Origin of the sequence: Ferdinandcohnia sp. FSL W7-1320 (genome assembly GCF_038050315.1) — a bacterium.
Lineage (GTDB): Bacteria > Bacillota > Bacilli > Bacillales > Bacillaceae_L > Ferdinandcohnia > Ferdinandcohnia aciditolerans.
The window spans coordinates 1,177,947-1,197,492 of sequence record NZ_JBBPAM010000001.1; the positions used below are offsets into that span (position 1 = coordinate 1,177,947).

Below are 19,546 nucleotides of genomic sequence, written 5' to 3' on the forward strand. Positions count from 1 at the left end.
AAAAAGAGCTGTTAAATTACGACGGCTTCTTTTTTTTTGCTGTCGTCCTTGTGAATGAGAATGGCTGAACTTGTAAAATCTACTACTAAGCATAAACACGCATTAAATTCACAGGGGGTTTTTAAAAATGAAAAAACAATTTTTTCTTTTTTCCATCATTCTTACTTTTGCTTTTTTTCTAGTGGGATGTGGTGGCACAGATCAAGACAATAATGCTGGAAATGAAGAAAACAACGATACTGAACAAACAGGCTCCTTATTTGACGAAATCAAGGAAAAGGGTGTTCTAACAGTAGGAACAGAGGGTACGTATGCACCTTATACCTTCCATAATGAAGAGGATAAATTAACAGGATTTGATGTGGAAGTCATTAGAGAAGTCGCTAAGCGTATGGATCTTGAAGTGGAGTTCATGGAAACCCAATGGGACTCAATGTTTGCAGGTCTAAATTCAAAACGATTTGATTTAATAGCAAACCAAGTGGGGATCAATGAAGACCGTCAGGCTAATTATGAATTCTCAGAACCTTATACCTATTCCTCAGCTGTCCTTGTTGTAGCAAAGGATAATAGTGATATTGCGTCATTTGAAGATTTAAAAGGCAGAAAAGCTGCGCAATCTTTGACAAGTAATTACGGTGCAATCGCTCAAGAGAATGGCGCTGAAATCGTAGGTGTAGAAGGGCTTGCTCAGTCGATTGAATTGATTAAGCAAGGACGTGCCGAAGCTACTGTTAATGATAAGCTTGCTGTTCTTGATTATATTAAATCACAAGGTGATGAGAGTATTAAAATCGCTGCTGAGTCAGACGATGTTTCGGAAATGGCCTTTACTTTTAACAAAGGGAATGAAGACTTGGTAAAGGCAATTAACGAGCAGTTGGCTGCAATGAAGGAAGATGGAACATTAGCAAAAATTTCGCAGGAATGGTTTGGTGAAGATGTTTCTACAAAATAGTCTAATTTTCACGATTACTGCCAATATGGAGGGATGGGAGTTATTTATCAATTCCCTTCCCTCCATGCTTTCTGGAGCGATTCAATATACGATTCCACTCACACTTATATCATTTATAGGCGGAATTATTCTTGCGTTGCTCACAGCAATCATGCGATTGTCTAAATCTAGATTCTTTCAGATTCCAGCTATTATCTATGTTTCAGCGATTCGAGGAACGCCTTTACTTGTCCAATTATTTATTATTTTTTACGGACTTCCCAATATCGGAGTCAATATTGACCCTTTTCCAAGTGCGGCAATCGCATTTATTTTAAATGTTGGCGCCTATGCATCAGAAATTATTCGTGCATCCATTTTATCGATACCAAAAGGTCAATGGGAAGCTGCGTTTACAATTGGAATGACAAGATGGACAGCCTTAAGGCGCATCATTCTTCCTCAAGCCGCAAGGGTATCCGTACCGCCACTGTCTAATTCATTTATTAGCCTTGTAAAAGATACATCCTTAGCTTCATTGGTGCTGGTGGCTGAATTATTTCGTAAGGCCCAGGAGATTGCTGCAAGGACGTACGATTTCCTCCTATTATATTTGGAAGCTGCTCTAATCTATTGGATAATTTGTTTCATTTTATCACTGTTTCAAGAAGTACTCGAACGAAGGTTAAGTCGACATGTCTTAAAGTAAAGGGGTGAGGGTATGTTTTTATCTGTTAAGGGTTTGGCAAAATCTTTTGGTGAAAATGAAGTATTAAAAAATATTGATCTCGAGATTAATAAAGGGGAAGTTGTCTCCATTATTGGCCCATCCGGATCAGGAAAAACAACGATGCTCCGTTGCTTTAATGGTCTTGAACAACCGGATAAAGGAAATTTTCAGTTTGAAGATGGATTATCCATAAATTTTGGAGAAAAATTGAGTAAACAGAACGTCATTCGTTTAAGTCGAAAATCGGGAATGGTGTTTCAATCCTATAACCTTTTTCCACATAAAACAGCCCTTCAAAATGTCATGGAAGGCCCACTAATTGTTCAAAAAAGAAATAAGACGGAAGCAAGACGTGAGGCAGTGGATTTACTAGAAAAGGTCGGATTAAAGGAGAAAATGGATTTATACCCTGACCAATTATCTGGCGGACAGCAACAGCGGGTAGGAATCGCGAGGGCATTAGCACTAAAGCCGGAGCTGCTCTTATTCGATGAACCGACTTCCGCCTTAGATCCTGAACTAATTGGAGAAGTGTTAAAGGTGATGAAGGACTTGGCTCATGAAAATTGGACCATGATTATTGTCACTCATGAAATCCAATTTGCAGGTGAGATCTCAGATAAAGTCCTGTTTATGGATGGAGGGTATGTTGTTGAGCAGGGCAAACCAGATGCGGTATTAAAAAATCCAAAGGAAGAACGGACAAAACAGTTCTTACAACGAATCTTAAATCCGACGTAAAAAATATGCTTGAATAGAATCTATTAGATATAGGGAAATTAAAACCGTAATGCTTTTCTTAACTACATAGGTGGTGTTAAGTATGGGCTTTTTAGACAAATTGTTTGGCAAAAATACAGCAACGGAGGATCCAAAAATGACTGAAGAAAAATTAAACATTGGAATTATTCTAGGCAGTACACGTGAAGGTCGAGTTAGTCCACAGGTAGGAGAATGGGTAAAGGGTTATGGTGACAAGAAAGGAAATGCTAACTATGAAATTGTAGATATTAAAGAGTACGATTTACCGTTCTTAGGAACAGCTGATGCACCTGGGATTGCGAAATGGAATGAGAAATTAGCAAGTCTTGATGGTTTTATATTTGTTGTTGCAGAATACAATCACAGTATCACAGGGGCATTGAAAAATGCGATGGATTTAGCTCGAGAAGCTTGGTACAATAAATCGGCTGGAATCGTTAGCTATGGTTCAACTGGTGGCGCTCGTGCGGCCGAACATCTTCGTGGAATCTGTGGTGAATTAAACATTGCGGATGTACGCACCCATCCAACTTTATCGCTCTTTTTAGATTTTGAAAATGGTACTGATTTTAAACCGCAAAATATTCATGATGATAATATGAACATGCTGTTAGACCAAGTTGTTTCTTGGGGGAAAGCATTAAAGACAATTCGATAAAATGAAAATGAGGCAATGTCTAAAAAAAAGGCGTTGCTTTTTTTATTTGCCATTTTTCTAAATCTTAAAAATCATCTCTAAACAAATCTATCTAACTGGTATAATATTGATAGAATCATGAATGACAGGACGGGAGATATATCAGCATGGATCGGATTGAAAGATATCAAGTACTTTTTAATAAAATCAATCAATATAACTCTGGTGAAAAAGGAATAACTAGAATTGCCTATACCAATGAGGAACAAACTTGTACACATGCATTTATGCGGATGTGTAAAGCAGAAGGATTAGAAATCAGTATGGACCAGTGTGGTAATGTAATTGCAAGGAGAGAAGGAAAAAACAAGCATTTACCGCCGGTGCTAATGGGTTCCCATCTGGATACTGTCTATCAAGGTGGAAAATATGACGGGGTAGTGGGTGTTACAGCTGCATTGGAAGTTGTAAAAAGGCTCAATGAAAAGGGAATTGAAACCGCTCACCCAATTGAGATTGTTTCATTTGCCTGTGAAGAATCTGCTAGATTCGGCGTTTCTACTGTTGGAAGTAAGGCGATGTCTGGACTATTTGATAAAGAGAAATTTAGATATTTAAAAGATCGTGATGGAATTACAATGGAAGAGGCCCTTTCATTATGCGCTCTTGATATTGATAGTGTTGAAGAAGCCAGTAGAGTAAATGAAGAAATTAAAGCATTCTTTGAATTGCATGTTGAGCAAGGTCCAGTATTAATAAACAATAACAAAAATATTGGGATTGTTACGGGAATAGCCGCTCCGATAAGGTTGGTTATCAAAATTAAAGGAACCGCCTCGCATTCCGGTACAACCCCGATGCATATGAGAAAAGATGCCCTATTAGGAGCGTCTGAGATCGCACTAGAATTAGAGAAAATTGCCATAGATGAACAACATTATGGAACCGTTGCTACTGTTGGAGTCATGGATGTTCATGCAGGTGCAATGAATGTTGTACCAGGTGAAGTGGATATTAAGGTGGATATCCGATCTACCTCCGTAGAGTCAAGACAAAGAGTAGTAGACCATTTATATAAAACGATACAAGAATTGGAAACAAATCGAAAGCTTGAAATAGTAAGCAATGAAATCATTAGTGAAGAACCCGTTTTACTCTCTAAAGATATAAATGATGTTACAGAATCAATTTGTGAGAGTTTAAATCTTTCCTATCAAAGGATGGCAAGTGGGGCAGGACATGATGCGATGAATATGACAAAGCTTTGTCCTACTGGTTTAATTTTTGTACCTTCTGTCGATGGACTTAGCCACCATCCGGACGAGTATACGGAACTTGAAGATATCATGACTGGGATTGACGTGCTTGAAGAACTTATCCTTCATTATTCAGTGCAGGTAGGCTAGTATTCTGAAACCAGTTTGTCTTAAGATAATGTGTCTGTACAGATTAATAGGAGGGGATAATAGTGGTACATGATGGTATGAATTATGCGCCAAAGGGAAAACCAAATCCTGTTGTGAAAAAAGGGGAATTTATATTTGCAGCAGCATGTCTCGATCATGGGCATATTTACGGAATGTGCAATGGATTAATTGAAGCAGGTGCTACTTTGAAATGGGTATATGATCCCGATCCCCTAAAAGTAGCTAAGTTCTTGGAAACTTTTCCTGAGGTGGTGCATGCTGAGTCTTTAGAGCAAATTTTATCAGATACAAGTGTTCAGCTTGTGGCTGGTGCAGCGATCCCTTCAAAACGAAGTGAACTTGGTATCCAGGTAATGAATGCAGGTAAAGACTATTTTACAGATAAAACACCCTTTACTTCATTAAAACAATTGGAAAAAGCAAGGGAAGTTGTAAAACAAACTGGCCAAAAGTACATGGTGTATTATAGTGAGCGTCTTCATGTAGAGGGAGCTGTATTTGCTGGTGATTTAATTAAAACCGGTGCAATTGGTCGTGTCATTCAGGTAACTGGTTTCGGTCCACACCGATTAAGTGCACCTAGCCGACCAGAATGGTTTTTTAAAAGAGAACAATATGGTGGAATCTTATGTGATATTGGCTCTCATCAAATTGAACAATTTTTATATTACACAGGCTGTCAGGATGCAAAGGTGTTACACAGTAAAATAGCAAACTATAACCACCCGCAGTATCCGGAATTAGATGATTTTGGTGATGCAACATTGGTTGGAGATAATGGGGCAACAAATTATCTCCGAGTAGATTGGTTTACTCCTGACGGTTTAAGGACTTGGGGCGATGGGAGAATCTTTATAATTGGTATGGAAGGGACGATTGAAATCCGGAAATACATCGATCTGGCACGTGCGAATAATGGAAATCACGTCTTTTTAGTTAATAAAGATGGAGAGCAGTATTTTAATGTGTCCGGAAAGGTTGGATTTCCTTTCTTTGGGCAGTTCATCTTAGATTGCATGAACCGTACCGAACTAGCCATGACTCAAGCGCATGCTTTTAAAGCAGCAGAATTATGCTTACAGGCGCAAGAGCAAGCCATTGACATATATAGAAATGAGAAATTTAAGATGGGATGACAAGTCAGAGTTCATAAAACTTCCAACTGTCCACAACCCCAATAATCTTGATACAATAGGGACAGAGGGACAGGCCCCTCGTCCCAAAATTAATATCTGATGTGGGACAAGGGACCTGTCCCAGTGACCCAAAAAGGAGCATGTATATGTTCGTACTGTTGATTACGCTATTGGAGCGGTTAGGGATTATTGTTGCAATCGCTTTTATTTTGACTAGATTGAAGTTTTTTAGAGGGATGATGTATCAGGAGGAGCTGAACCGCTGGCAGAAGCTTGTGGCGATTGTCTTCTTTGGTTTTTTTGGAATCATTGGTACGTATACTGGCTTAAGCCTGAACACGGAAAGCCTGCAATTTGACCGGTGGGCATCTGCTTTAACCACCGATGAGGCTTTAGCAAACTCACGGGTAATTGGTGTTGTGCTTGCAGGCCTTCTTGGGGGCTACAAGGTTGGTTTAGGTGCGGGTCTAATTGCAGGAATTCATCGCTTTACCTTGGGAGGGTTTACTGCGTTTTCCTGTGGTTTTGCATCCATTATTGCTGGATTTATCTCGGGATACTTTTATAAGAAAAATAAACATGTGAAACTGAGTACAGCGTTTATTATTGCAGCCTCTGCGGAAGCACTTCAAATGTTGGTTATTTTACTCTTCTCGCGCCCGTTTGAAAAGGCATGGGCTTTGGTTGAGATCATTGGAATTCCGATGATTTTAGCAAATGGTTTGGGATGTGCACTTTTCCTCATGATTATCAAGAGTGTAATTAATGAGGGAGAACGGGTAGGTGCAGTTCAAGCTCAAAAAACACTGCGGATTGCGGACAAGACGCTCGCTTATTTACGGAACGGTTTGAATCGTGAGACAGCTCAGGCCGTTTGTCATATTATTCAGGATGAAATTCAAGCTACAGCTGTCTCGATGACAAACACGAACGAAATCCTAGCGCATGTAGGTCTTGGCCATGACCATCACCGTTCACAGATGCCTATTCAAACACAAATCACGCAGGAAGTTATTCATAACGGGAAAATTGTAATCGCAAACAAAAAGATGATTCAATGTAGGGATGAGGATTGCCCACTCGGTGCGGCTGTGATTGCTCCATTAAAAAGAAGAGAAGAAACGATTGGTACGCTAAAATTCTATTTCCGTTCTGAAAAAGAAATTACACCTGTTGTCACAGAGCTAATCTCTGGTTTAAGTTCACTTTTAAGTAATCAGCTTGAAATTGCGGAGGCGGACAAGGCATTTCAGCTTGCTAAAGAAGCCGAAATCAAAGTGCTTCAAGCACAAATCAGTCCGCACTTTCTGTTCAATACATTAAATACGATTCTCTCATTAGTCAGGAGAGATCCAACAAAAGCTAGGAAACTACTCGTTTCTTTATCACATTTCTTACGCCAGAACCTATCGGTAACGACACAAAATGTAACAACTTTAGAGCAGGAATTGCGGCAAGTTCGAGCTTATTTAGAAATTGAGGAAACAAGATTTGTAGACAAATTGAAGGTATTTTATAAAGTTGAGGAAGCTGCTTTGTATCAGCATATTCCACCACTTACCCTTCAGCCGATTGTAGAAAATGCAATCAAGCATGGCATGAAGAATCATGATGGAGATTTTCAGGTAAGTATTTCAATTCAAAAAGGGAATGACTGTGTTTTTGTTAAGGTTGAGGATAATGGAATGGGGATGAGTAAAGAACGTGCTAGGGAAATTTGCGTTACCCCAATAAAGTCAGAAAAAGGTAGTGGTGTCGCTTTATATAATGTTAATAGAAGGCTTACGATGCATTTTGGTGAAAAGTCCGCATTAGCAATTAAAAGCGAAGTAAATCAGGGAACGGAAATCTCTTTTTCAATCCCAGTTACGGAGGCTATATAAAATGGAATCAAAAATTAAAACACTTATTGTCGATGATGAATTATATAGTCGTGATGAACTGTCACATCTTTTAGAAGCGCATCCATCCATTCAAATAGTCGGGGAAGCCGATTCAGGGGAGGCAGCGATTTTAAAAGCGATCCAACTTCAACCAGATGTTGTCTTTTTAGATATAGAAATGCCAAAGGTTAACGGAATGGATGCAGCAAAAGCCCTTTTGGAATTGAAAAAATCGCCACTCATTGTGTTTGCAACCGCCTACCCGGAATTTGCTGTGGAAGCATTCCGTTTTAATGCAATTGACTACTTATTAAAGCCATTTGATGAGGAACAACTAGAAGAAACAGTAAAACGGATCGAAAAACATTTCCAGACGACTGAGGAAAAGGAAAAAGGAAAGCAAACTGGGAAATTGGCAATTGATTCAAGCGGTGAGATTATCTATCTTGAACCAAAGGATATTTTATATATTGTAAGAGATGAAAAAGTAACCAAACTCATAACTAAGGTGGGAGAATACGAGACAAAAATACAGCTGAAAGATTTGGAAAGCAGACTTGAATCGTTTGGGTTCTTCCGCATCCATAAAAGCTTTCTTGTCAATTTAAAATATGTCACTCGTCTCACTCCATGGTTTAACGGTGCGTATCAATTGGAAATAGAAGGTAGAAGTGAACAGCTCTCAGTTAGTCGAAATTATGTAAAGGCATTACGAGCGAGCTTAGAAATTTAAACAAGAAGGTAGAAATTTTGCGTTTTAGTTCACAATTTGGACACGTTATTGTCGAATTTCTACCTTTTAATCTAAAACCCTCCTAAAATTCACTTTAAATATTATAATTATTGTAAACGCATTCATAAATTCTATTAAAGAGAATAGGGGGAAATAGAATGATTACCTTTTTAGCTAGTATAGCTTTGTTAATTGTAGGGTACTTTACGTATGGTAAATACGTTGAAAAAGTATTCGGTGTGAAGGAAGAACGTGCTACACCAGCATATGTAGATGCTGATGGCGTAGACTATATTCCAATGAGCACAAAGAAAAACTCGTTGATTCAGTTACTTAATATTGCAGGTACTGGACCTGTATTCGGACCAATTATGGGAGCGCTTTACGGACCTGTCGCTTTCATTTGGATCGTAGTTGGATGTATTTTTGCAGGGGCAGTTCATGACTATTTAACTGGTATGATTTCCATTCGTAACAAGGGAGCTCACTTACCGGAACTTGCAACTAAGTTTTTAGGAAAAGCAATGAAACACGTCGTAAACGCATTTGCTGTTTTACTTCTACTATTAGTTGGTACCGTTTTCGTTTCGACTCCTGCTAGTCTATTAAATCTATTACTAGATGGGAAAGTTGCCTTAGGAATTCTGATTGCTGCCATTTTCATCTATTATATCTTGGCAACTTTATTGCCAGTAGATAAAATTATCGGTCGTCTTTATCCATGGTTTGGAGCGATCCTTTTAATCAGTGCTGTAGGTATCGGTATTGGTTTAATAGTTAAGGGAGCACCAATTCCAGAACTTTCATTATCAAATTTCCATCCTGATAATGCACCAATTTTCCCATTATTATTCTTTACAATCACTTGTGGTGCTTTATCTGGATTCCATGCGACACAAACACCAATTATTTCACGTACTACACAAAAGGAAAGCCAAGGACGTAAAATTTTCTACGGTATGATGATTGCTGAAGGGATCATTGCGATGATCTGGGCTGCAGCAGCAATGAGCTTATTCGATGGTTATGGTGGCTTACAAGAACTTCTTGCAGCTGGCGGACCAGGGGCAATTGTAAGTGAAGTTTCAACATTAATGCTTGGTGCTGTTGGTGGAACACTTGCAGTTCTTGGGGTTATCGTATTACCAATCACTTCTGGTGATACTGCATTCCGAAGTGCTCGTATGATTATCGCTGAGTATATTAATATGGCTCAAAAGAAAATGTCTAGCCGTTTATGGATTGCTGTTCCATTATTTGCGATCTCAGTTGTCCTAACACAAATTGATTTCAATATTCTTTGGAGATACTTTAGCTGGGCGAACCAAGCTACAGCAGTAATTGCCTTATTCGTAGGTGCAATGTACCTATACATTGCGAAAAAGAACTACTGGATTTCACTGATTCCAGGAACTTTTATGTTAACAATGGTTATCACGTATATCCTAAATGCACAAATCGGATTCCGATTACCAATGGACATTGCTTGGTACGGTGGTTTTGCAGGAACTGCAATACTTCTAGTGTTATTCTTCCGTCAAGCTAAGAAGTTAAGAGCAGCAAATCATCCGCTTGAAGTAGATATCTCAAACTATAATAAGGTGGCCTAAATGAGTTGCTGTAGTCCTGAATATCGGAAGGTAGTCGAGGCTCAGGAGCAGAAGGTCAATCAGCAAACAAATGACAAAGTTCCTGTTTGGGGAAAAATTGTGAGCATTTCCATTATAGTTGGAGCCATAATCATCTTTGTGCTCTTATAAATGAATCAAAAGTGCATGCATTCTTTTATGAATGTATGCACTTTTTTAATGTTTGAGAAAACTTTCACAAACTTATTGATTTCCTATACATGAAAACTTTAGTACTATAAAAGTAATAAAGGATTTCTTTCTGCACAAAATATCAGAAGGACATCTAGGGAGGTTCATACAGATGGAAATGACAATCAGTGAAGCAGCTGTAAAATGGTTCAAAGAGGATATAAGTGTAAAAGAAGGGGATAGTGTTCGATTTTATCCAATGTTTTACGGAACGAGTCCCGTACAAGAGAAATATTCACTTGCTTTTTCAACGCATGATGAACCCATCCAAATTCATGCAAGTCAAAAGATTGATGACATTGAATTCTATGTAGAAGAGGACGACATTTGGTTTTTTAACGGCCATAATCTCATTGTTGACTATAATCCCGATAAAGATGAACTAGAGTATCAATACCCAAAACCGTAGGCTCACAATAAGTGAGCCTATCTTTATTTTTACAATGTGATTCGAATCACGAACCTTTTCTTTAATCTATGCTATTTTCAAACATAACAGGTATTTTCAATATTGCATTGTTTGAAAGGAGAGATTCGTGTGAGTGAACTTATTAATAACCGTGAACAAAATAAAATCAGTGATCAAGAGCGTGAGGCTCTTATAAAACAAAGCTTTAAAGATTTACATAATGGTAAATCTGTTGAAGAGATAAAATCTCAATTAAAGGATAAAGTGGGCTATATAACCATTGGAGAAGTGTCCAGGCTCCAACATGTATTAATGGAAGAAGAAAATATTCAGGAACATGAGGCTACAGAAATTTGTTCAAAGCATAGAGAGATTTTTAAGGATTTTATAGAAGACACATTAAATCGTCATCCAGATGAACAACCTGGACATCCTGTTTATACGTTTAAGCTTGAAAATAGAGAACTTGAAAAGCAAGTAACTAAAATCAAGGAGCATTTGCAAGAATTCGAAGCAGATGATCAAAGTGAAAATAGATTGAAGTTACTCGGTGATTGTAATCTTTTAATGGATATCAGAAAGCATTATGAACGAAAAGAACAGCTCCTCTTCCCATATTTAGAGAAATACGGCATATATGGCCCAACAAATATGATGTGGAAGATTGATGATTTTATTGTAGACGCGATAAAAGATGCAAAAAGAATGCTTGTCGAATATGATGGGAATAAACAATCCGTTGTGGAGGTCATCAACTTTTTTACCGATCAAATTGACGAAATGATTTATCGTGAAGAAAATATCCTCTTTCCAATGTCGTTAAATAATTTAACAGAGGACGAATGGTTAAAAATTGCTCAAGAAAGTGATGAAATCGGTTTTTGTTTGGTTTCTCCCGAAGATTGGAAGCCTGAGCGAAGTGTGATTGATGATGAGCAAGTGGCGTCAAAAGGATTTATTAAAATGGAAACAGGTATCCTGTCCTTAAAACAACTTGAATTATTATTAAACCATTTACCGGTAGATATTACGTTTATTGATAAAGATGACGTCGTTCGCTACTTCTCAAAAGGAAAAGAGCGTATCTTTGCTAGGACGAAGGCTGTGATTGGGAGAACCGTTCAAAACTGCCATCCTCCTAGAAGTGTTCATGTCGTCGAAGATCTGCTAGATGATTTCAAAGCAGGAAGAAAAGATGTTGAAGATTTCTGGATCAAAGCAAAAGGCAAATATGTGTATATCCGTTATTTTGCGGTCCGCGATGAAGATGGGGAGTATATCGGAACGATGGAATTCTCTCAAAATATTGCTCCAATCCAAGAAATTGAAGGGGAAAAGCGGATTTTATCATAGGGAACATGAAAAATGCTGACATTTTGATGTCAGCATTTTTATGGTACATTGACAAACTCTGTAAATGCAACTTCTTCTCCATTTGCAACAAGAACGCCATGATTGTTCCCATTCAATGTAACTTTTATTTCGTTTGTACCAGATGGTAAAAAGTCCAGATGATAGTATTGCCCATATAAACGATTTACTTTTTCACCGTTTAAATAAATATGGGCGTGCCCTTCATTGTAGGTGGTTTCCTTAGTACCAGCCTTCTTCGGTTCAAATGTGAAATTTTCAGTATGAATTTCTAACAACCATGTTCCGGAAGGGTCTTTTATTACTGAACCAGAAATGGTAGGAGCAAGATGTGAAGGAGGAATAATGATTTGGTTTTCTTGATGCATCATTTCATGGTTACCGGCACTATAGTGGCTGCTCTGATTGTGAAAATATACCATCAATGAAACAGTCCCAAAAATAACAAAAAAACTAATGATTCTATACATAGCCCCCTCCTCATTCAAGAACTAATAGGTGAACTTTGTTTATCTTTTCGTTGTTTAATGAAATAGCCAATTATGAATAACAATAATCCGGATGCAAGAAATGCTAAGTCGTAGGCTAAAGCGTTGGGGTCCCCAGGCTTAACACGGTGGATCTGAAGGAGATGATGATTGACAATCCCCTCAACCATATTAAACACGCCACCCCCGATTAAAAACCAACCAACAAGCAAATGAACTCCCTTTGATAGATTGCTTGGATTTCCTGCCAGCCATAACAGTACACCACCAATGATAAGGGTGATTGTAACAGCAAAATGAAAAATACCATCACTCATGATTTGCCCTGGTCGATCTGTAGCCATATATACACTATGCCACTGTAATAACTGATGAAAAATAATCCCATCAAGTGCCCCTAAAAATCCAAAACCAAAAATAAAACTCCCTGTATTAATCAGTCTTCTTCTAGTATTTGTAGTCAAGATACGTCTCCTCTCTTTCTCTTTTGAACATTAATCTATTTTGTCCCTTTTGCTAGATTTATAAACAGTAACCTAGTAGGAAACTACTATTTTGATTTAAGAGAGAAGGAATCGTGCCCGATTGCCGGGGGAATATCAGTAAAGGGGAACGCAAGGGTAGGAATCGTGCCCGATAGCACGAGAAAGATTGGTAAAGGGGAACGCAAGGGGAGGAATCGTGCCCGATAGCACGAGAAAGATTGGTAAAGGGGAACGCAAGGGAGGAAATCGTGCCCGATAGCACGAGAAAAAGATTGGTAAAGGGGAACGCAAACGGTAGAATCATACCCATTGGCAAGTACTTCCCTAAAAAAGGTAACGCAAACAAAAATGCCTCTCAACTCACACCCCTAAAAATAAAAAAGAACCATCATTTCCATCACTGAATGATTGGTTCTTATGTTTATTGCGGTATAAGTGATCTTTTTTCGTTTTTGTCATTCTTGTTTGCATGTCGAATCCTACAAATGGGCTTCTTCCGTTTTCAGGATTTCGTTTTCCTTCGCGAACAAGCTTCTCGCGAATTTTTCTAGCTTTAGATTTCGCCATCCTCTATCACCTCTTCATCAAATGTGCCTTGGCGTGTTTGCGCCCGATTTTTTTAAAACCCGCGCGATATGGGTCACAAAGACGTTGCCACAGGGACGTGGCGTCCTTAGTCTTTGATCCTATACTCGAAAAATTCCCTTTGAAAAATCGTGGCATCCGCCGGAGGCTTTAACTTTATTCAGTCAGCAGCTGAATAAAGTTAATTATTTACATCTTCAGTATACATGTTTTCCCACATCACTTCCATATAGAAATTTTCAATAAAAATAGGCATTCTCCCATACAGATGCAAATGCCCAGAATAGGATATATACGACAAACAATTTGGGGAGGTGTCGGTATTGACTGATGAGAAAGAAAAAGATACCCGTGATGAGCAGGAGAACCAACGAGTAGATTCGTGGGAATTTTTCTGGGGAAGAAGACCAAGGTCCGAAGAGGAATCAATTGAAGAAGAGTAATATGCCTAGTGCAAAATTAAAAATAGGTCGCTTGGATTGTTTTGATCCACGCGGTCTTTTTTTAATCTAAAAATATGGCATAATAAGAGCAAGCATAATTCGGAGGATTTCCATGCAGGAAAAAATAGTAGATATTTTACTAAATTATGAGGCATATGCAGTAATCATAAGCCTGTTTCTAAATATCGTGATTAGCATATTTGGAGTTCTTCCAAGCGTATTTATTACTGCTGCTAATCTCCTTGTCTTCGGTGTTTGGAAAGGGACTTTCATCTCTTTTATCGGAGAGGTTGTGGGTGCGATTGTGGCATTTTGGTTATACCGTAAAGGATTTAAAAGGTTCATCGATAAGAAGAAACACGAACATTCGCTTATCAATAAACTTCTTTCCGCAAAAGGGAAAGAAGCATTCATGATGATTCTACTATTACGTTTCTTCCCTTTTATTCCTTCAGGGGTGGTTACCTTTACAGCAGCAATTGGTGATGTGAGTTTTATCATCTTTCTATTCGCAAGCTCGCTAGGGAAGCTTCCTTCCTTACTTATTGAGGCGTACTCGGTGCACAATGTCACTGCTGGAACAATGGAAGGGAAAATTATTTTAACAATGGTTTCAATTGTTGGAATCCTCTATATTTGGGCTAAACTAGTAAGAAAGAAAAATACATAGAGATAGTTACATAGAAATGAGGGGTGGATTGGAGATGCAAAAACAACGTATTTTAATTGTGGAAGATGAAGAGAAGATTGCAAGGGTATTGGAGTTGGAATTGACATATGAAGGCTATGAAACTGGGAAAGCCTTCGATGGTAGTACAGGGTTACAACTGTTTCTAGAAGAATCATGGGATTTGGTCCTACTAGATATCATGCTTCCGGGCATCAGTGGAATTGAGGTGCTTAGACGTATTCGTGCTGCAAACTCAGCTACACCGGTCATTCTTTTGACTGCAAAAGACTCCGTAGAGGACAAGGTCTCTGGCCTTGATTTGGGAGCTAATGATTATGTGACAAAGCCCTTTCAAATAGAAGAACTGCTTGCCCGTATTCGAGTAGCACTTCGAAGTAAACCTACTCATTTAACTTCCGGTCAAGAACAAACCGAAGACTGGTTACGTGTGGGGGACTTAAAACTTAATGAAGGAACATATGAGGTCATTCGTAGAGACGATGCAATAGAGCTAACACCAAGAGAATTTGATCTGCTTGCCTATTTAATGAAGCATCCAAGACAGGTGTTGAATCGGGAGCAATTATTAAATGCGGTTTGGGGTTATGACTATTACGGGGATACCAATATAGTGGATGTGTATATCCGATATTTACGAAATAAAATGGATAAGCCATATGACGAGCCATTAATTCACACAGTACGTGGCGTCGGCTATGTGATGAAGGAATCAAAATGAAACTAAGAACAAAGATTAATTTATTCACGGCTGTTTTGTTTATCATTTTGTTAATCCTAATTAATGTTGCGTCTTTTTTTACGTTTAGGCATATGATGTTCCAAAATGAAGTTGAGCGCACACATGCCGAAGCTGTGCATGCTTTAAATGGGATATCCAAATCAATAGATACAATACAGGCACAGACCTTACTTACTACATATATGCCGATTAACGGAATGCTTCGAGTAGTGCACCCGGATGGCGAGGTCGGTCCAAGAGCATATGTCCCAGAGCAGAAAGTGTTAAAAGATTTTCCAACCACCTACCAAAAATCAGAACGTAAACAAGTTGTTAATTATGATGGAAGACCCTACGCTTTTACTTCATTGCCAATCATTTGGAAAAATGGGGAAGTGGCTGAACTTCAGATGGTGGAAGATTTATCACAGACAGCTGCAAACTTGAAAACATTAAGTCTCGTCTTACTTGCTGTAACGATAATTGCAACCATACCTGTTATCGTTTCAACTAGGGTATTGAGTAATGTGATTACAAAGCCTATTACAGCGATGATTCAAACGATGCGGGAAATTCGCAAAAGCGGTCAATATAAACGGATTCGATTAACAAATGAATCGAACGATGAATTGCATGAAATGGGTCAAACCTTTAATGAAATGATGGATTTATTAGAAGTAAACTACGAAAAACAGGAGATTTTTGTCTCAAATGCGTCTCATGAGTTAAAAACACCATTAACCGTTATTGACTCTTATTCAAGTCTTTTAAAACGGAGGGGGCAGACAGACCCAAAACTTTTTCAAGAAGCAGTGGATGCGATACAATCCGAAGCCATTCATATGAGGGAATTAACTCAGCAGCTATTATTAATGGCAAAACATGATGAGCAATGGAAACTACAGATGGAAAACATTCCTCTACTGCAGCTAGTTGATGAGTCGGTAACTTCTTTCCGAGAGGGCTACAAACGCGACATTTCAATCATTGTGGAAGAAGAATCCATTGTAAAAACTGATAAGCAAAAGCTTAAACAAGTATTTTATATTTTAATGGATAATGCTCTAAAATACAGCGAAAAACCTGTGATTGTAGTGATTGGTAAGGAAAGGAATCAATCAAGCATAAAAATTATTGACCAAGGGATTGGGATTCCGTCACAGGATGTTGGAAAAGTATTTGATCGTTTTTACCGTGTTGATAAAGCTAGAGCGAGAAAAACAGGAGGCTATGGATTAGGACTTTCACTTGCAAAAGATTTGGCAGATGCAATCGGGGCGAAACTTGTTCTCGAAAGTGTTGAAGGGGAAGGAACGACAGCCAATATTCTGCTATCCAATGAGGATTCTCATTAATTTCTCATAAAATGCCGGTATTATAGTAGATAAAACGAAATCAATGGAGTGAGTGTAATGAAAAAAGGGACACTTCCTAAAAGTCTACTCGCTGTAGCAGGTATTATTATTGCAACTTTTGTGATTTGGCAGCTAACAAAGACCTTTACATCTGCAGAACCTTTAACTGAAAAGGATGCCGTTGACCTTGTAGAAAAGATGTATAGCGGTGAAAACACAGAAGTGAGCCGTGAAGGAGACATTTATAAAATTAAATTTGAAATAGAATCTGGCATTTATGAAATAGATGTTAATCGGAAATCGGGTGACGTTACTAACCTCACTCAAATTTCACATGAACCTCGGGAAAAAACAGAGGCTGAGATTCGAGATATCTTAGCCAAAGAGAAGGCCGGAGAAATTAAAACGATTGAAAAGAAGAATGAACAAGATAAAGCTTATTATTATGCAACTGTTACAAAAGACAAAACAGAAGCAACTTATAAATTAGAAACAACGACAGGTAAGATTGTGGATGTTGTAGTAAATAAGCAGCAACAACAGACACCACCTGAAACAAAGCCAAATAGCCAAGAGCCTGCACAACGTATCTCTGAGCAACAGGCAATTGAGCTTGCTCTAAAACAGGTAAATGGTGCTGTGGATGATGTTGAACTTGAAGAAGAAGCGGGCCAGCTCTATTACTTTATCGAAATTGAAGATGCCGGGGAAGAAGAATTCACCGTACAAGTTCATGCGATTTCTGGTGAAGTCAAAGCGATTATCTCAGAAGATTAATTCTTAGAAAAACTCATATGTTTCTCATCAATTTCTCATTTTATTATCTGAGTTTCCTCATTTTCATTGTCTATGATTAAGATAGTTCAAATAAAGGAGGAAACAAAAATGAAGAAAAAACTTGTGGTACTAGGAATCGTTGGAGCAGTTGTATTAGGAGGAGCAGTAGGAGTTGGTGCATTTGCAAAGGAAGCTGAAGTTCCATCTAAACAAGCTGAAGAAATTGCAATTCAAGAGGTAAAAGGAGCACATGTTGAAAAAATTGAACTAGAACGCGAAAACGGAGAGCTTGTTTATGAAGTTGAGCTAGAGGACGAATATGGTGACGATCTAGAGGTAGTAGTCAATGCAGCTACTGGTAAAGTAGTGAGAGTTGAGGATGATCTCGACGATGTCGATCGAGTTACTTCTCAACAAGCCGTTTCATCTGTAAAGATTTCAAAAGAACAGGCCATTTCAATTGTAACGAAAGATACCCCAGGTAAAATTGTTGAAATTGAGCTAGATGATGATAACCATTATGAAATTGAAATGATATATGATGGTAAAGAAGTCGAAATGGAGATTTCTGCAATAGACGGAACAATCTTAGAGAAGGAAATAGATGATCGTGACGACGATGACAGAGACTAAATTATTGTAAAGAAGAGGCCAGAACTTAAATTCTGTCCTCTTTTTTTATTTAGGTTCTTTTCTAAAAGCTTGTTGTTTTTATATGTAGGTGCTTTCCGCTCTAGGTACTCGATTTCCGCGGGCGATCCGCAAGCATCCTCGCTTAACTGCGGGTCTCGCCTGGCTCGTTATTCCCGCAGGAGTCTCGTACCATCCTGAAATCACTGAATGTACAATTATATATCCTTTGCATAATCGGATTACGGAAATAGCCTTTATTTATATATTTACAAACTCTCACATGTTTCTCATCAATTTCTCATTTTATTATCTGAGTTTCCTCATTTTAGTTGTCTATGATTAAGATAGTTCAAATAAAGGAGGAAACAAAAATGAAGAAAAAACTTGTGGTACTAGGAATTGTTGGAACAGTTGTATTAGGAGGAGCAGTAGGAGTTGGTGCATTCGCAAAGGAAGCTGAAGTTCCATCTAAAAAAGCTGAAGAAATTGCGATGCAAGAGGTAAAGGGAGCAAATGTGAAGGAAGTTGAGCTTGAGCACCAGAATGGAGAGCTTATTTACGAAGTTGAGCTTGAAGGTACACATGATGACGATGTTGAGGTAGACATCAATGCAACTACAGGTAAAGTTGTGAAAGTAGATGATAATCGTGATGACGACAATGTAAAGGTACAAAATAACGTAACATCTGGAACAGTTGTAAAAGCGGATGATGATGACGATGTTAATGTAAAAAACAATGTATCTTCTGAAAAAGTTGTAAAAGTAAATGCTGATCGTGACGACGACCGAGTTACTTCTCAAAAAGCTGTTTCATCAGTGAAAATTTCAAAAAAACAAGCTATTTCAATTGCAACTAAAGACACACCAGGTAAAATTGTTGAAATTGAGCTAGATGATGATAACCATTATGAAATTGAAATGATATATGATGGAAAAGAAGTCGAAATGGAGATTTCTGCAGCAGACGGAACAATTTTAGAGAAGGAAATTGATGACCTTGACGATGACAGAGACTAAATTTTATAAAAAGAGTGGCCAGAACTGCATTTAACGCGTTCAGATTTGAAGTGCCAAGCAGTAAGCGTGAATTCACAAACGGATTCACGTTTAATTTTTTTGATAAATTAACGTTTAATGCGGCTATTATAATAAATAGTTCAAATTCGTATCACGTTATAGGAATTACTTGACTTCGGACACACCCGCGACGATTTCGCCATAGCAAGTCCGAAGAACGCTAATCTTCGGACACACTCACAACGATTTCGCCCTCACAAGTCCGAAGATCCCTAACCTTCGGACACACCATCGAAGATTTCGCCCTCGCAAGTCCGAAGATCCCTAACCTTCGGACACACCCACAACGATTTCGCCATGGCAAGTCCGAAGATCCCTAATCTTCGGACACAAATACAACGATTTCGCCAACTCAAGTCCGAAGATACTTACCCTTCGGACACACCCTCGACGATTTCGCCATAGCAAGTCCGAAGATCGCTAATCTTCGGACACACTCACAACGAT

The 19,546-nt window shown here is 38.4% G+C and carries 21 protein-coding genes; 18 read left to right on the forward strand and 3 right to left on the reverse strand.

What is annotated here, in order from left to right:
- Positions 1-127: 127 nt before the first annotated feature.
- From NST91_RS05955 to NST91_RS06010, 12 genes are all read left to right on the forward strand, one after another.
- Positions 128-958 carry an amino acid ABC transporter substrate-binding protein gene (locus NST91_RS05955; RefSeq protein ID WP_341330415.1) on the forward strand — a complete coding sequence of 277 codons (831 nt, stop codon included), beginning with the start codon at positions 128-130 and terminating at the stop codon, positions 956-958.
- Positions 942-1,646 carry an amino acid ABC transporter permease gene (locus tag NST91_RS05960; protein WP_341333493.1) on the forward strand — a complete coding sequence of 235 codons (705 nt, stop codon included), beginning with the start codon at positions 942-944 and terminating at the stop codon, positions 1,644-1,646. Before NST91_RS05955 ends, NST91_RS05960 begins: the two co-directional genes overlap by 17 nt.
- Before the next feature lie 12 nt (positions 1,647-1,658).
- Positions 1,659-2,408: an amino acid ABC transporter ATP-binding protein gene (locus NST91_RS05965; RefSeq protein WP_341330416.1), complete on the forward strand. Its 750-nt coding sequence runs from the start codon at positions 1,659-1,661 to the stop codon at positions 2,406-2,408.
- Positions 2,409-2,490: 82 nt separating this feature from the next.
- Positions 2,491-3,087, forward strand: coding sequence for an NADPH-dependent FMN reductase (locus tag NST91_RS05970; protein ID WP_341330417.1), 597 nt, complete (start codon positions 2,491-2,493; stop codon positions 3,085-3,087).
- A gap of 146 nt (positions 3,088-3,233) precedes the next feature.
- Positions 3,234-4,472, forward strand: a complete 1,239-nt coding sequence (locus NST91_RS05975) for a Zn-dependent hydrolase (protein WP_341330418.1) — start codon at positions 3,234-3,236, stop codon at positions 4,470-4,472.
- Between the two features lie 77 nt (positions 4,473-4,549).
- Positions 4,550-5,629 (forward strand): Gfo/Idh/MocA family protein, encoded by a 1,080-nt coding sequence (locus NST91_RS05980; RefSeq protein ID WP_445724509.1) that lies wholly within the window; start codon positions 4,550-4,552, stop codon positions 5,627-5,629.
- Positions 5,630-5,775: 146 nt separating this feature from the next.
- Positions 5,776-7,512, forward strand: coding sequence for a LytS/YhcK type 5TM receptor domain-containing protein (locus NST91_RS05985; RefSeq protein WP_341330419.1), 1,737 nt, complete (start codon positions 5,776-5,778; stop codon positions 7,510-7,512).
- A 1-nt stretch (position 7,513) separates the two neighbouring features.
- Positions 7,514-8,245 carry a LytR/AlgR family response regulator transcription factor gene (locus tag NST91_RS05990; protein ID WP_341330420.1) on the forward strand — a complete coding sequence of 244 codons (732 nt, stop codon included), beginning with the start codon at positions 7,514-7,516 and terminating at the stop codon, positions 8,243-8,245.
- Positions 8,246-8,403: 158 nt separating this feature from the next.
- A complete protein-coding gene (locus tag NST91_RS05995; RefSeq protein ID WP_341330421.1) occupies positions 8,404-9,855 on the forward strand; it encodes a carbon starvation CstA family protein in 1,452 nt (483 codons plus the stop codon).
- Positions 9,856-10,005 carry a hypothetical protein gene (locus tag NST91_RS06000; protein ID WP_341330422.1) on the forward strand — a complete coding sequence of 50 codons (150 nt, stop codon included), beginning with the start codon at positions 9,856-9,858 and terminating at the stop codon, positions 10,003-10,005. It abuts the gene before it with no gap.
- A 172-nt stretch (positions 10,006-10,177) separates the two neighbouring features.
- Complete coding sequence (locus NST91_RS06005; RefSeq protein ID WP_341330423.1) at positions 10,178-10,474, forward strand: HesB/YadR/YfhF family protein; 297 nt, start codon at positions 10,178-10,180, stop codon at positions 10,472-10,474.
- A 129-nt stretch (positions 10,475-10,603) separates the two neighbouring features.
- A complete protein-coding gene (locus tag NST91_RS06010) occupies positions 10,604-11,827 on the forward strand; it encodes a DUF438 domain-containing protein (RefSeq protein ID WP_341330424.1) in 1,224 nt (407 codons plus the stop codon).
- A gap of 38 nt (positions 11,828-11,865) precedes the next feature.
- Here NST91_RS06010 and NST91_RS06015 read toward each other — a convergent pair whose 3' ends face one another.
- From NST91_RS06015 to brfA, 3 genes are all read right to left on the reverse strand, one after another.
- The gene (locus NST91_RS06015; protein ID WP_341330425.1) at positions 11,866-12,315 is read right to left on the reverse strand and encodes a hypothetical protein; all 450 of its coding nucleotides are present in this window, start codon (positions 12,313-12,315) and stop codon (positions 11,866-11,868) included.
- Between the two features lie 14 nt (positions 12,316-12,329).
- Positions 12,330-12,797, reverse strand: a complete 468-nt coding sequence (locus NST91_RS06020) for a DUF2243 domain-containing protein (protein WP_341330426.1) — start codon at positions 12,795-12,797, stop codon at positions 12,330-12,332.
- 381 nt (positions 12,798-13,178) lie between these two features.
- Positions 13,179-13,385, reverse strand: a complete 207-nt coding sequence (brfA, locus tag NST91_RS06025) for a ribosome rescue factor BrfA (protein ID WP_341330427.1) — start codon at positions 13,383-13,385, stop codon at positions 13,179-13,181.
- A gap of 573 nt (positions 13,386-13,958) precedes the next feature.
- Here brfA and NST91_RS06030 point away from each other — a divergent pair.
- The 6 genes from NST91_RS06030 to NST91_RS06055 all read left to right on the forward strand — a co-directional run bounded on the left by NST91_RS06030 (position 13,959) and on the right by NST91_RS06055 (position 19,039).
- On the forward strand, positions 13,959-14,516 hold the full coding sequence (locus NST91_RS06030) for a TVP38/TMEM64 family protein (RefSeq protein WP_341330428.1): 558 nt from the start codon (positions 13,959-13,961) through the stop codon (positions 14,514-14,516).
- Between the two features lie 34 nt (positions 14,517-14,550).
- Complete coding sequence (locus tag NST91_RS06035; RefSeq protein ID WP_341330429.1) at positions 14,551-15,255, forward strand: response regulator transcription factor; 705 nt, start codon at positions 14,551-14,553, stop codon at positions 15,253-15,255.
- Positions 15,252-16,610 (forward strand): sensor histidine kinase, encoded by a 1,359-nt coding sequence (locus NST91_RS06040; protein WP_341330430.1) that lies wholly within the window; start codon positions 15,252-15,254, stop codon positions 16,608-16,610. The genes NST91_RS06035 and NST91_RS06040 overlap by 4 nt, the downstream gene beginning before the upstream one ends.
- Before the next feature lie 57 nt (positions 16,611-16,667).
- Positions 16,668-17,387 (forward strand): PepSY domain-containing protein, encoded by a 720-nt coding sequence (locus NST91_RS06045; RefSeq protein WP_341330431.1) that lies wholly within the window; start codon positions 16,668-16,670, stop codon positions 17,385-17,387.
- A 108-nt stretch (positions 17,388-17,495) separates the two neighbouring features.
- Complete coding sequence (locus tag NST91_RS06050; protein ID WP_341330432.1) at positions 17,496-18,020, forward strand: PepSY domain-containing protein; 525 nt, start codon at positions 17,496-17,498, stop codon at positions 18,018-18,020.
- Between the two features lie 371 nt (positions 18,021-18,391).
- The gene (locus tag NST91_RS06055; protein WP_341330433.1) at positions 18,392-19,039 is read left to right on the forward strand and encodes a PepSY domain-containing protein; all 648 of its coding nucleotides are present in this window, start codon (positions 18,392-18,394) and stop codon (positions 19,037-19,039) included.
- Positions 19,040-19,546 lie beyond the last annotated feature (507 nt).